Below are 13,303 nucleotides of genomic sequence, written 5' to 3'. Positions count from 1 at the left end.
GTACGGCACTCGGCGCGCGCACCGGCCGCCGCTCATCCCAGGGGCACGGGTTCGGGCAGTCCCACCGGCCACATGTGCACCGGCTCCCCCGCGTGCATCAGTTCGGCATAGCGCCGCGTGGTCGCGGCCAGGGCGGCCGTACGGGTCAGTCCCTGCTCGAGGGCCCGGTGGAAGGTGGCCGCCTGCCAGGACGCGCCGTTCACCCGGCGCCGGCAGCGCTCCTCGATGACGCCCAGGTAGAGGTCCCGGTCGGCGGCTTCCACGCCCCACGCGTCCAGTCCGGCCGAGGCGAGCGGCAGCAGTTCGTCGCGGACCAGGGTGACCGCGTCCACCTCACCCGTGCCGCCGTAGCGCCCGCGGCGGGGCCACACGAACCGCGCGTCGATGCCGTGCCGGCAGGCGGCGTCGAAATTGGCCTCGGCCACGGCGAAGGGCAGCCGGGTCCACACCGGCCGGCTCTCCTCGGCAAGCGCCCGCACCAGGCCGTAGTAGAAGGCCGCGTTGGCGATCACGTCGGTGACGGTGGGCCCGGCCGGCAGCACCCGGTTCTCCACCCTGAGGTGCGGTACGCCGTCCGCGATGCCGTACACCGGCCGGTTCCAGCGGTAGATCGTGCCGTTGTGCAGCACGAGTTCGGCGAGCCTCGGCGTACCCCCCGCATCGAGGACCTCCAGCGGCTCCTCGTCGTCGCAGATGGGCAGCAGGGCCGGGAAGAAGCGCAGGTTCTCGGCGAACAGCTCGTGCGCCGAGCCGATCCACCGCTCGCCGAACCAGGTGCGCGGCCGTACGCCCTGGGCCTGGAGTTCGGGCGGGCGGGTGTCGGTGGACTGCAGGAACAGCGGCGGCCGGGACTCGCGCCACAGCTCGTGCCCGAAGAGGAAGGGCGAGTTGGCGCCGACGGCGATCTGCGCGGCGCACGCCACCTGTGCCGCGTTCCAGACGTCGGCGAACCGGGCCGGGGTGACCTGGAGATGCAGTTGCACGGAGGTGCAGGCGGCCTCGGGGACGATCGACTTCGCGGTCCGTACGAGGTGCTCCACGCCCTTGATGTCCAGCCGGAAGTCCTCCCCGCGCGCGGCCACGATCTGGTCGTTGAGCAGGGTGTAGCGGTCGACCTCGGAGAGGTTGGCGGAGACCAGGTCGTCCGGACCGAGCGTGGGCAGGATGCCGATCATGACGATGCCCGCGTCCACCTCGCGGGCCTTGCGGTCGGCATATGCGAGGGAGGTGCGCAGTTCCTCGGCGAGCCGGTCGAATACCCGGCCACCCAATCGATGTGGAGCTATGTTCACTTCCAGGTTGAACATGGCGAGTTCTGTTTGGAAATCACGGCTCGCGATGCGCTCCAGCACCTGGCCGTTCAACATTTTCGGCATACCGTCACGGCCTGCGAGATTCAATTCGATCTCGACGCCCATGAGGTTCTTGGGGCGGTCGAATCGCTTCTCGACCAACAGTCGCTCCAGTCCCGTCAGGCACTTCTGGAGCTTTTCGCGGTAGCGCTGGCGATCGGACAGGTCGAACTGCCCCGCCACGACCTTCTCCCCCATCGAAGTGTCCCTCCTCGACTGGGCGGACCGACGTGACGGCCGCCGGGCTCCCGGGTGCAGGGGGGATGATGCCCAGCGGAAGCGATCGATAACGCCCCGCGCGGACCCGGCGCACGCTACTCTGTCGGATTGTTCCCAGAGGCATTTTCACTGGGCATGCAGCAGCCCGTACGGCCGGGTACCCGGCGCATCTCGTGAAAAACGCCGACGACATTCGGCCGACCGCTACCGACGCGTATTCCGAGGTCAGCGGTGCGGGACCGGCCCGGGAAACGGGAGAAGTCCCGCAAATCGGCGGCGTATTAACGTCTTGCGCGACTCACCGAAATCGGATAGACGAAACAACGGCCGAACACGCGTCGTATAAACTTCGCCCACAAGGCAGAAGGTTGACGCCCTCGGTCGTGGTTCCTGCCATGTACCTGCCGTCGCGGTCACGGGAGGCAGACCGAGCCGTACCCACGTTCACCGACCCGGGCCACCACCCTTTTGGTCTTTCCGTGAGCAGACAGCGCCGTCCGCCCCACCCTCCTCGCGCCGCCGCGCCTGTCGAATGAGAGAGGCGACCCACATGCCGCTGCAGTTGCCCCCTGCCCCCGCGCCCGCCCTGCGCTCCGTCCTCGCCGCCCTCGGTTCCCCCACCGCGGTCCGCGAGGCCCGCACCCCCTCCCTGCGTGCCGCGCAGGGCCCGGCAACACCCGAACTCCCCCTGCCCGTCCATGTGCTGGACCGGATAACCCCGCAGGGCCTGTCCGCGACCCGGCTGGCCGGCTGGCGCTTCCTGATCCGCTGCGGCGAGAAGGCGGTGGCCGCGGCCGACACCATGCTCACCCCGGACGGCTGGGCCTTCTCGCACTTCTTCGAGGGCCCGTACGTCCCCTCCACCAAGCGCGCCCTGGAGCAGGCCGAAGCGCTGCAGCAGCCGTACCAGGCCCGGCTGCTGTCCGTGCCCGGGCTGTACATGCTCACGCTGTGGCTGCACGGTGACACCACCGCCGACGGCGCCGAGGGACACCCGGCCGGCACCGACCTGCTCGTGCCGCTGGCACCTGCCCCGCCCGGCATCCCGGCGCACCGCCCGTTCCGGGTCGCCGAGCTGCTGCCGGTGCTGACCCATCGCGCGACCCCGCTGCCGCTGCTCGGCCCGCCGGTGCTCGGCTCGCCCGCCTGACCGGACACCCGCGTACCCCGCCGCCCCCAGGCCGGCGGGGTACACCCATGTCGGGGGCCTGGCCTCCATGGACTAGTGCCATCCGGCCACTGCGAACCACCCAAAGGGACAGTGCACTTGGACTGAACCGTCCGCCCGGGTGACGCGTCATGAACCTGTGAGAAGCCGTGCTGCGAAATCCCTGCGGAATGCCGCCGAGAGGGCAACACTGGGTTCTGACCGACGTATCACCACGGGGGACAGTCATGACCACGACAGAGCGAGAGATCCCTCCCATGTGCCAGCACCAGCCGCCGTGTCCGCCAGCCGAGTCCGCCGACCGGGAGTCCGCCCGCCTCGTGGCGCACCACCCGGAGCAGGGCTGGAGTCTGCTGTGCAACGGCGTCCTGCTCTTCGAGGACACCGGTGAGCTGCTGCCCGACGGCCGGATCATCGCTCCGCACCGCCCGCTGGGTGCGGAGCATGTGATGACCGCCGCCTGAGCGGAACGAGCGCGAACGAGCCGAGGGGCCGGCCGCACCGTACGAGGTGCGCACCGGCCCTGACGTGCGTCCAGGGGTGGCTACGGACCGTGTCCGAAAGCTAGCTCAGCGCCTCCCGCAGCGCCTGGTACGCCGGCTTGGGGTGCAGCTGCTCGTCCCAGGGCAGGGCCGCGCCCTCGCCCGGGAAGACGGCCGGGATCCAGGAGTACTTGTCGGTGTAGTCCCAGATCGTGATGCCGACGCACCGGCGCACGGCCAGGCAGGCCTCGGTCAGCTGCCGGTACCAGTCCGCCTGTTCGGCCAGCTTCGCGTCGCTCGCGGGCAGTTGCATCCGTACGTCGACCTCGGTGAGCGCGGTGTCCAGGCCGAGGCCCGAGAAGCGGCTCAGGTTCTCCTTCAGCGTGGTGGGATAGCCGTACTGGAGAGCCAGGTGGGTCTGGAAGCCGATGCCGTCGAACGGGACGCCCCGGGCCCTGAGGTCCTTGGCGAGCGCGTAGTAGGCGTCGCTCTTCGGGCCGGTCGCCTCGATGTTGTAGTCGTTGAGGTAGAGCCTTGCGTGCGGGTCGGCCTGGTGGGCCCAGCGCAGGGCGTCGGCGATGTAGCCGGGGCCGAGGGTCTTGTACCAGAGGGTCTCGCGGTAGCTGCCGTCGTCGTTGAAGGCCTCGTTGACGACGTCCCAGGAGTACACCTTTCCCCGGTAGTGCCGTACCTCGGTGGTGATGTGCTTCTTCAGCACGGCCCGCAGTTCGGCGGCCGTCCACTGCTTCGAGGTGAGCCAGCCGGGCAGCTGGCTGTGCCAGACCAGGGTGTGGGCGCGGACCCGCTGATGGTTCCTGCGGGCCAGGTCGACGATCTGATCGCCGGCCGTCCAGTCGAAGACGCCCTGCTGGGGTTCGGTGGCGTACCACTTCATGCCGTTGCCCGGCGTGATCATGTCGAACTCGCTGCCGAGGATCTTCGTGTAGGCGGTGTCGGTGAGTTCGGGGTTGTCGGTGGCGCTGCCGAAGTAGCGGCCGTGGCGCTGAGCCAGCTGCGCGAGGGTCGGCTGCTCCGGGCTCGCCTGGGCGGCGGGGCCGGTGGCGACGCCGGCCGCCACGAGGACGGCGGCGACGGCGCCGGCGAGTCTGAGACGCGTGGTGTTCCTGGGCATGGTGCGACTCCTGTGTGTCGATGGGTGTGCTCAGCCCTTGGTGGCGCCGGCGGTGAGGCCGCCGACGAGCTGGCGTTCGGCGACGGAGTAGAAGACGAGGGCGGGGACCATCGCGAGCACCAGGTAGGCGAAGACGCGGGCCGTGTCGGCGGAGTACTGGCCCTGGAACTGCTGCACGCCGATCGGGATGGTCCACCAGGTGCTGTCGGTGAACACCAGCAGGGGCAGGAAGAAGTTGTTCCAGCTGGCGACGACGGCGAGCACGGAGACCGTGCCGAGCGCGGGCCGGGCCATGGGCAGCAGCACCCGCCAGAAGAAGCCGAGCGGCCCGCACCCGTCGAGCGTGGCCGCCTCCTCCAGTTCACCGGGGATCTGCCGGAAGAAGCCGCGCAGGATGATGATGGTCATGGGCAGTCCGAACGCGGCCTGAGGCAGGATCACGCCGAGCGGGTTGTCCAGCAGCCCCATCGAACGCAGCAGCAGGAACAGCGGCAGCGCGGCCACCGCGAACGGGAACATCAGCCCCATCGTGAACAGCGTGAACAGCAACTCCCGGCCGCGGAAGGCGAACCGTGCGAAGGAGAACGCGGCGAGCGCGGAGACCGCGACGACGATGACGGTCGTACCGACCGCGATCAGCGTGCTGTTGCCGACCAGCCGCCAGAAGGACCCCGAGCCGAGGATGTCGCCGTAGTTGGAGAACACCCACGGGTGCGGCAGGCCGACGGGATTGCGGGAGAGCTGGTCGGTGGACTTGAATCCGGACACCAGCGCGTACAGCAGTGGTACGGCCATCACCGCGCCGACGGCGACCAGCACCACGTGCAGCGGCAGGGTCCGGCCCTTGCGGCGGACGTTCTTGTGCGCCTGCTGGCTCATGCGCCGGCTCCCCTCATGTTCGTGGTGGCCCCTTCGAGGTCGCGGCGCAGGACGAACCGCTGGTAGGCGAGGGCGAAGACGAGGCTGATGCCGAACATGACCACGCTGATGGCGCTGGCGTAGCCGACCTGGTAGCGCTTGAAGCCGTACTGGAACATGGTCACGGCCATCGTCTCGGAGTGGTGGTCGGGTCCGCCGGCTGTGACCACCCAGACCAGGTCGAACAGCTGGATCGAGCCGATCACGGACAGGAAGACGCTGATCCGCAGCGTGGGGGCGAGCAGCGGCAGGGTGACGTGGCGGAAGCGCTGCCAGGCGTTCGCGCCGTCGACGATCGCCGCCTCGGTCAACTCGGCCGGGACGGCCTGCAGTCCGGCCAGGTAGAGCATCATGTGGAAGCCGAAGTACTTCCACATCATGACGAGGAAGAGCGTGGCCATCACGGTGGAGGTGCCGGAGAACCACTCGCCGCCGAGCCCGCCGAGTCCGACGGCCTTGAGGACATGGTCGGCGAGGCCCTGGTCCGGGGCGAAGATCATGCTGAACAGCACACCGGTGATCGCCTCGGACAGGACGTACGGCGCGAAGAACAGCATCCGGTAGACCGCCCGGCCGCGCACCCTCTGGTTGAGCAGCACGGCCATGGCGAGCGCGAACGGCAGTTGCAGCGCCAGCGACAGCGCGACGAGCAGCAGCATGCGCCACAGGTCACCGATGAACACGGGGTCCTGGAACAGCCGGCTGAAGTTGTCGGTACCGGTGTAGTCGGACGGCATCCCGAAGCCGCCCCAGCGGAAGAAGGACGCGTACAGCGCGAACAGGATCGGCAGCAGGACGAGGACACCGAAGAGCACCAGGGCGGGCACCTGGAGGCCGACCGCGGTGAGCCAGTGCAGGGCACGCCGGCGGGCGCGCTGCCGTCCGGCGCCGGCCGCCGGGGCGGGCAGGACGGCGTCGGGCCCGCTCCTCTTGCCGGGAAGGAAGGTCGAGGTCATCGCGCGGCCTACTGCTCCTGCTTCGCGGTGCTGGTGATCGCCTGCGTGACCTGCTGCGGGGACTTGGAGCCGGCGATCAGTCCGGCCACGCTGTCGTTGACCTGCTGGCCGAGGGCGGGGGCGTAGGCCTGGTCGAGGTAGAGCTGGAAGCCGGTGGCTCCCGTCAACTGGGCCTGTACGGCCTTGATGTCGGGGTCGGTCAGGGCGCTCTCGGCCGCCGGTACGACGGGCAGGGTCTTGGTCTTCTGGACGAGTTCCCGGTCGGTGGTCTCGGAGGCGAAGAACTTCAGGAAGTCCACGGCCGCCTGCGGGGCACCCTTGCGCAGGGCGTGGCCGCCGCCTCCGCCGAACACCTCGGTGATCTTGCCGGCGCCGCCCTCGACCTCGGGGAACGGGAAGAAGCCGAGGTTCGCGCCGAGCCCCCTGCCCGCGTCGGCTTCCACGACGGGCGCCCACTGGCCCATGAGTTCCATGGCCGCCCTGCCGTTGCCGACGGCCGCGGCCTGCCCGGTCGGGGTGGAGTAGGCGGCCCCGAGGAAGCCCTTCTGGAAGGGCTGGAGGTCCACGAGGTCCTTCAGGTGCTGCCCGGCCTGTACGAACCCGGCGTCGCTGAAGTCCTTCTTGTCGTCGGCCTTCTGGAGGGCGTCGACCCCGGCGGTGCGCATCGCGAGGTACGCCCAGTAGTACATGCCGGTCCAGCTCTCCTTGCCGGCCAGCGCGAGCGGGGTGATCCCGGAGGACTTCAGCTTCTTCACGGCGTCCAGGAAGCCGCTCCAGGTGGTGGGGGGTGCGCTGATCCCGGCCTGCTTGAAGAGCGCCTTGTTGTACCAGAAGCCGATCATGCCGATGTCGAACGGGATGCCGAACAGCTTGCTGTCGATGAGGTACGGCTGCTTGGCGACCGACAGCAGTCCGTCGGCCCAGGGTTTGGTGCGGTCGGTGAGGTCCTCGACCAGCCCGGCCTCGACCTGCTGCTTGAGGACGCCGCCGCCCCAGGTGTGGAAGATGTCCGGCAGCTTCCCGGAGGCGATGAGGGCGGTCATCTTCGACTTGTAGGCGTCGTTCTCCAGCTGGACGATCTTGATCTTGACCTTGGGGTTCTGGGCCTCGAACTTCTTGGCCAGACCGGCCCAGACGGTCTTGGTGGGCTCGGTGGTCGAGATGTTCCACCACTCGATCGTGGTCGTCCCCGAGGACGACCCTCCGTCCGAGTCGCCGCCGCAGCCGCTGAGCGCGGTCACCCCGAGACCGGCGGCGACGGAGGCCGCCAGAAAGCCCCGGCGGGACAGTGCAGGGTCGCCCATATTGCGCTCCTTCGAAACTTTTCGGAGTTGCCGTGGAGAGGGTCCCGACTGAGAATGCGGGGGCCGTCGCAGGCCCGCCGGAGCATTCACCGCATCCTGGCTGGTCGAAACATTCGAGCAAAATCCCGAACGTTCCGAACCGCGACTCTAGAAAGGCCCGTTGGGAGCGTCAAGGTGTCGTGCACGAGGTCGCGAGCGCGTAGTCGAACCAGTCGAAGGCCGCGTGGCCCTCGGCGACGTACATGCCGAGGACACGGCCGGTGAATCCGGTGGCCACTTGAGTGGACAGATAGCGGCCGTCCAGTTCGGCCAGTCGAACGATTCCTTCGGAAGTTTCGATGGAAAAGGCGATGGTGTCGGGGCCGTTCGCGGGTCCGGGTCCCAGGTCGCCCAGATGTCGACGGCCAGGGCGGCCGGGCCCGCCGGTACGGGGTGTCCGGCGACGCGCTGGCGCAGCGGGCCGATGCGGGCGAGCACCGCCGCCGTCCCTCCGGCCACCTCCAGGTCGTAGTGATGCCCCTCGTCCAGCCGGACCGACAGGCCCGCCCGGCCCGTCCCGGGCTTAAGCCGCGCGGCGGCCCGGCAGTCGTGGTGCTGCCGGCGGTGGCCCACGAAGGTGCGCCCTCGCCCGTCGGAGCCGGCGCCGGTCGCGGACAGGGTGAGCCGGCCGGGCCGGTGCGTCAGCGACCAGGAACCCTCGGGCCGGCGGCGCGGGGACATTCAGTACGGCGCCAGCACCGGGGCGCTGAAGTCGTCGCGCACCGGCGGCTGTTCGAGGGGTGCCCAGGCGGCCGGCGCCGGGTGCCGCTCCCGCACCGGCCCCGCCACGGGCCAGCCGTCGGCCCAGTCCACCGGCACCAGGAAGGTCTCCCGGCCGAGGACGTGGAACTCCGGGAAGTAACCGCGCGGCCGGGTGCCGAGCAGCACCGTCCACCAGCTGCCGTCGGCCGCCTGGACCAGGTCGGCATGGCCGGTGCACTGGATCGGCAGACCGGTGCCGCGGTGGCTCAGCAGCGGGTTGCCGGAGGCCGGTGTCCAGGGGCCGCGCGGCGAGCGGGCCCGGACGGCCGAGACACCGTGGCCCAGCGCGGTCCCGCCCTCGGCGAGCAGCAGGTACCACCAGTCCCCGATCCGGTACAGGTGCGGCGCCTCCGGGTCCCTGAGACCGGTGCCGGACCACAGGGGCAGGGTCGTGGTGGCGGATCGCCGGGGCGTAGATCCCGCCCGAGGCCGGCACCGCGTCCGGCAGGGTCAACTGGCCCGGCCGGTCGAGGACGTTGCCGTGGGGTGTCGTAGGTCCGCATGGCTCGCTCCCACCGGACCGAAAGTTTCGATTGTGGCGCCGAATCTTGGCGGCGGACGGTCCGATTGGCCCCGGTGCGCGGAAGGATGCGCACCGGAGCGGGCGGCCGCCGGGAGAACACCGCCCGCCCGGCTGGTCGAATCGCCCGCGCGGGAGTGGGATGGAAGGAGGCAACGGCCTTGCAGGCGGGCACGTCCACGCGCGTCACCCCGGCGTCGCCCGCCAGGACGCGAGGAGCGGTGGAGCGATGTCCGGTTACGACGCCTCGGCGGTGGCTCGGGTGGTGGTCGGTGTGAGCGGCTCCCTGGGCAGCGTCACGGCACTGCGGCGGGCCACCGCGCTGGCCCGCCGCCTGGGAGCCGAAGTGTGGCCGGTGCTGGCCTGGGAGCCGCCGGGCGGCGACCCCGCCGCGCGCCGCTCCCCGGGCGCCGGCCTGCTGGTCGAGGAGTGGCAGCGGCTGGCCGGACAGCGGCTGGCCGCCCTCCTCGACGAGATCTTCGGCGGGTACAGCCCCGGAGTACCGATACACGCCGTCGTCGTCCGCGGATCCCCGGGCCCCGCGCTGGTGGCGACGGCCGACCGCGAGAACGACGTCCTGGTCGTGGGTGCAGGGCGGCGCGGGCTGCAGCGCGCCTTCTCCGGCCGCGTCTCCCGGCACTGCCTGGCCCACGCGGTCTGCCCGGTTCTCGCCGTACCTCCGTCCCCGCTCGAGTCCCAGCTGCTGTCCGTCCACCGGCGGAACACATGGCATCTGCGCCTGGACCTGCGACGCCTGTGAGAACGCGCCGGCCTGCGGGCACCCACACGAACGGGCCTGTACGGGACGCCCGCACGGACGGGTCCGTACGGGCAAGCGAGCCCATGCCGGGCGCCCGTGACGACGGCGCGGTGTCCGGCGCCGGTGGAAGGCCGGTCGGGACGCGGCCCGACCCGATCACGCACGGTGGTCGCGCGCCGTGTTCGTGCGCCCCCCGGCGCCCCGGAAGCCGGTGAAAGGAGCGTCTTATGGCCGTCAGGAGGCCGTCACGAATGGCCCTCGCTGATACCACGCGGCAGCCGTACGAAACGTCGTCCGGTCGACAGTGCTCCAGGTCACAGCTCTTGGCCCGCCTGTTGATGCGGCGCGCCTACCCCCGGGTCATTCTTAACGCAAGCTTGACGCCCTCCGAGCCGAGATCCATGGGCCCAGACGTCACTCTCCGCATACGCTAATGCCGCCGTCCGCGTGATGGCCGGAATGAGCTGAGCCGCACACAGGAGCACGCCGATGGCCACGACCGAACACCCTCCTTCCAGCCGATTGCGCGCCTGGATGCTCGAGGGGCTGTCCGACATGGGCAAGCACGGCGGTCACACGGGTCCCCACGCCGAACCGGAGCCCCCGCACAAGGGCCAGCGCTGGTGGCGGGTGATGTGCCTGACCGGTGTCGACTACTTCTCGACCCTCGGCTACCAGCCGGGCATCGCGGCTCTGGCGGCCGGCCTGCTCGGGCCGATCGCGACCATCGTCCTCGTCATCGTGACGCTGGCCGGCGCGCTTCCGGTGTACCGCCGGGTCGCCGAGGAGTCTCCGCACGGCGAGGGTTCGATCGCCATGCTGGAGCGGCTGCTGTCCTTCTGGCAGGGCAAGCTCTTCGTGCTCACGCTGCTCGGCTTCGCCGCCACCGACTTCCTGATCACCATCACACTCTCCGCCGCGGACGCCTCGACCCACCTGGTGGAGAACCCGCATCTGGCGAGTGCCCTGCACGGCCACCAGATGATCATCACGCTGTTCCTGGTCGCCCTGCTCGGCGCGGTCTTCCTCAAGGGCTTCCTGGAGGCGATCGGCGTCGCGACGGCGCTGGTCGGTGTCTACCTCGCGCTGAACGTCGTCGTCGTGATCGTCGGCCTGTACCACGTCATCACCGCAGGCCATGTGATCACCGACTGGTCCAACGCGCTGACCGTGCAGCACGGCAACATCTTCGTGATGATCGGCCTCGCGCTGCTCGTCTTCCCCAAACTCGCGCTCGGCCTCTCCGGGTTCGAGACCGGCGTCGCCGTCATGCCGCACGTCCAGGGCGACCCGGACGACACCGAGGAGAAGCCGACCGGCCGGATCCGGGACACGAAGAAGCTGCTGACCACGGCCGCGATCATCATGAGCGGCTTCCTGATCACCTCCAGCTTCATCACCACGCTGCTCATCCCGGAGAACGACTTCAAGACCGGCGGCCCGGCCAACGGTCGTGCGCTCGCCTACCTCGCCCACGAGTACCTCGGCGGCGCCTTCGGCACGGTCTACGACGTCTCGACCATCGCCATCCTGTGGTTCGCCGGCGCCTCCGCCATGGCCGGTCTGCTGAACCTGATGCCGCGCTATCTTCCCCGCTACGGCATGGCGCCCCACTGGGCCCGCGCGGTGCGCCCGATGGTCATCGTGTTCACCCTGATCGCCTTCCTGGTCACCTGGCTCTTCGACGCCAACGTCGACGCGCAGGGCGGCGCCTACGCCACCGGTGTGCTGGTGCTCATCACCTCCGCGGCCATCGCCGTGACCATCGCGGCGCGCAAGGCCGGGCAGCGCAAGTGGACCATCGGGTTCGGCGTGATCTCGGTGGTCTTCATCTACACGACCGTCGTGAACGTCATCGAGCGGCCGGACGGTGTGAAGATCGGTGCCTGCTTCATCGTCGGCATCATCCTGGTCTCGCTGCTGTCCCGGCTGGCCCGCGCCTTCGAGCTGCGCGTGACCAGCGTGACGTTCGATCCGATGGCGGAACGATTCATCCGGGACATGGCCAGCCGGAAGATCCGGTTCATCGCCAATGAGCCCGGTCACCGGGACAAGGCCGAGTACCGCGACAAGATCGAGCAGATCCGCGCCGACAACGACATGCCGGAACAGGAGGACTTCGTCTTCGTCGAGGTCACGGTCACCGACCCCTCCGAGTTCGAGGCGAGCCTGAGCGTGCGCGGCGAGGTGCTGCACGACCGCTACCGGGTGCTCACCCTGGAGTCCGCGTCCATCCCGAACGCCCTGGCCGCGCTCCTGCTCCACGCGCGCGACATGACGGGCTGCACCCCGCACATCTACTTCGAGTGGACCGAGGGCAATCCGTTCGCCAACTTCCTGCGCTTCTTCCTCTTCGGTCAGGGCGAGGTCGCCCCGGTCACCCGAGAGGTGCTGCGCGAGGCGGAATCGAACCGGGAACGCCGGCCGCGCGTGCACACCGGGTGAGACCGGGCGCGAGCAACGCGCTCACCGGGTTCGGGCACCCGGCCACCGGGTGCCCGAACCGACGGGCCGCCACCCCACCCTTCCCCAGCCCTCCCGGGTCCGCCGCGACCCGCGCGCTACTTCCCGAACCACCGCCTGGGTGGCCGTGCCTCCACCTTCCCCATGCTGAGCTGCCCCTGTATCTCCACGCGGAGCACGGCCGGGGCCTCGGGATCCCGGGGTGACCGGACCTTGGTCCTGCCGCAGCCGATCACCAGGGAGTCGGCGTCGACGAGCACGCCGGGCCGGGTGATCAGGCGCAGGGTGCCGCCGCACATGTTCAGCTCGATGCCGAGCGTGTCGTGTGTGATCACGGCGTCGGAGAAGTCCAGCGTCACGTCCCCGAAGCTGGACTCGATCTCCATCCGGCGCGGTACGGCCCAGCGGCCCGCGCGCGTGGCCGAGGCGTACCCCTGCTCGATCCTGAGGACGTCCTTGGCGACCACCGGTGCCGCCGCCCGCCCGCCGCCGGTCCCGTCCGGCAGGTCGGCGGTGAGCACCTCCAGCTCCCCGAGTGTGCGGGCGGACAGCGCGGCCGCCACCCGCTCGTCCAGCTCCTCGGCGGTGAGCCGGCCCTCGCCCGCGGCGCCCGCCAGCGCCTCCACCACCCGGTCCCGGTCCGCGTGCGAGGCACGCAGCCCGGACGGCCCATCCGCCTGCACCATGTCGGCCGCCATCCCCTCACCCCGTTTCGACCCGATTCGGAACGCCCCCGCAGGGACCCGTCGCGAACAAACGCTATATCGCGTTATACCCAACGGCCAACCCCACGTCCACGGTTCCCGCCAAGTGCCCCTATCGTGACCGGCATGCAGTCCTACACGATCGGCCAGGCGGCGCGGCTGCTCGGCGTGAGCCCGGACACCGCCCGCCGCTGGGCCGACGCGGGCCGGGTGGCCACCCATCGCGACGAGGCCGGGCGCCGGCTCATCGACGGCGGGGACCTCGCCGCCTTCTCGGTCGAGCTGGCCAGGACGGCCGGCGGGGAGGAGGACGCCTCCTACACCTCGGTCCGCAACGCCTTCCCCGGCATCGTCACGGCGATCAAGCTCGGCGACGTCGCCGCCCAGGTGGAGATCCAGGCGGGCCCGCACCGGCTGGTTTCCCTGCTGACCCGGGAGGCCGTCGAGGAGCTGGGCCTGGAGGTCGGCATGGAGGCCACCGCACGCGTGAAGTCCACCAACGTGCACATCGACCGCGTCTGACG

The 13,303-nt window shown here is 70.3% G+C and carries 11 protein-coding genes and 1 pseudogene; 5 read left to right on the top strand and 7 right to left on the bottom strand.

Annotated features, from left to right (window positions below; all coding sequences use genetic code 11):
• Positions 1-32: 32 nt before the first annotated feature.
• Positions 33-1,550 carry a glutamate--cysteine ligase gene (locus A6P39_RS34290; protein ID WP_067045919.1) on the bottom strand — a complete coding sequence of 506 codons (1,518 nt, stop codon included), beginning with the start codon at positions 1,548-1,550 and terminating at the stop codon, positions 33-35.
• Positions 1,551-2,121: 571 nt separating this feature from the next.
• Between A6P39_RS34290 and A6P39_RS34285 the strand changes: the two genes are divergently transcribed.
• Together A6P39_RS34285 and A6P39_RS34280 are read left to right on the top strand one after the other, a co-directional pair.
• Positions 2,122-2,721, top strand: a complete 600-nt coding sequence (locus tag A6P39_RS34285) for a hypothetical protein (RefSeq protein ID WP_067045921.1) — start codon at positions 2,122-2,124, stop codon at positions 2,719-2,721.
• A gap of 275 nt (positions 2,722-2,996) precedes the next feature.
• Positions 2,997-3,203: a DUF5999 family protein gene (locus A6P39_RS34280; RefSeq protein WP_067045924.1), complete on the top strand. Its 207-nt coding sequence runs from the start codon at positions 2,997-2,999 to the stop codon at positions 3,201-3,203.
• 100 nt (positions 3,204-3,303) lie between these two features.
• On the opposite strand, the gene A6P39_RS34275 is transcribed toward A6P39_RS34280, so the two are convergent.
• From A6P39_RS34275 to A6P39_RS34255, 5 genes and pseudogenes are all read right to left on the bottom strand, one after another.
• The gene (locus A6P39_RS34275) at positions 3,304-4,353 is read right to left on the bottom strand and encodes an endo-1,4-beta-xylanase (RefSeq protein ID WP_067045927.1); all 1,050 of its coding nucleotides are present in this window, start codon (positions 4,351-4,353) and stop codon (positions 3,304-3,306) included.
• A 30-nt stretch (positions 4,354-4,383) separates the two neighbouring features.
• Positions 4,384-5,232 (bottom strand): carbohydrate ABC transporter permease, encoded by an 849-nt coding sequence (locus A6P39_RS34270; RefSeq protein ID WP_067045929.1) that lies wholly within the window; start codon positions 5,230-5,232, stop codon positions 4,384-4,386.
• Positions 5,229-6,227 (bottom strand): carbohydrate ABC transporter permease, encoded by a 999-nt coding sequence (locus tag A6P39_RS34265; protein ID WP_067045931.1) that lies wholly within the window; start codon positions 6,225-6,227, stop codon positions 5,229-5,231. Before A6P39_RS34265 ends, A6P39_RS34270 begins: the two co-directional genes overlap by 4 nt.
• A gap of 8 nt (positions 6,228-6,235) precedes the next feature.
• Positions 6,236-7,531, bottom strand: a complete 1,296-nt coding sequence (locus A6P39_RS34260; RefSeq protein WP_067045934.1) for an extracellular solute-binding protein — start codon at positions 7,529-7,531, stop codon at positions 6,236-6,238.
• A gap of 147 nt (positions 7,532-7,678) precedes the next feature.
• Positions 7,679-8,813 (bottom strand): annotated as a pseudogene (locus tag A6P39_RS34255) (family 43 glycosylhydrolase); the annotation flags it as partial.
• A 268-nt stretch (positions 8,814-9,081) separates the two neighbouring features.
• Here A6P39_RS34255 and A6P39_RS34250 point away from each other — a divergent pair.
• On the top strand, positions 9,082-9,612 hold the full coding sequence (locus tag A6P39_RS34250) for a universal stress protein (RefSeq protein ID WP_067045938.1): 531 nt from the start codon (positions 9,082-9,084) through the stop codon (positions 9,610-9,612).
• Between the two features lie 489 nt (positions 9,613-10,101).
• Positions 10,102-12,057: an APC family permease gene (locus tag A6P39_RS34245; protein WP_067045942.1), complete on the top strand. Its 1,956-nt coding sequence runs from the start codon at positions 10,102-10,104 to the stop codon at positions 12,055-12,057.
• A gap of 116 nt (positions 12,058-12,173) precedes the next feature.
• Here A6P39_RS34245 and A6P39_RS34240 read toward each other — a convergent pair whose 3' ends face one another.
• A complete protein-coding gene (locus A6P39_RS34240) occupies positions 12,174-12,761 on the bottom strand; it encodes a DUF1707 SHOCT-like domain-containing protein (RefSeq protein ID WP_275883932.1) in 588 nt (195 codons plus the stop codon).
• Between the two features lie 144 nt (positions 12,762-12,905).
• Between A6P39_RS34240 and A6P39_RS34235 the strand changes: the two genes are divergently transcribed.
• Positions 12,906-13,301, top strand: a complete 396-nt coding sequence (locus tag A6P39_RS34235) for a TOBE domain-containing protein (RefSeq protein ID WP_067045946.1) — start codon at positions 12,906-12,908, stop codon at positions 13,299-13,301.
• Positions 13,302-13,303 lie beyond the last annotated feature (2 nt).

This window comes from Streptomyces sp. FXJ1.172 (assembly GCF_001636945.3).
Lineage (GTDB): Bacteria > Actinomycetota > Actinomycetes > Streptomycetales > Streptomycetaceae > Streptomyces.
The sequence above is the reverse complement of the archived record's forward strand: the minus strand, read 5'-3'. Positions and strand labels throughout refer to the sequence as shown.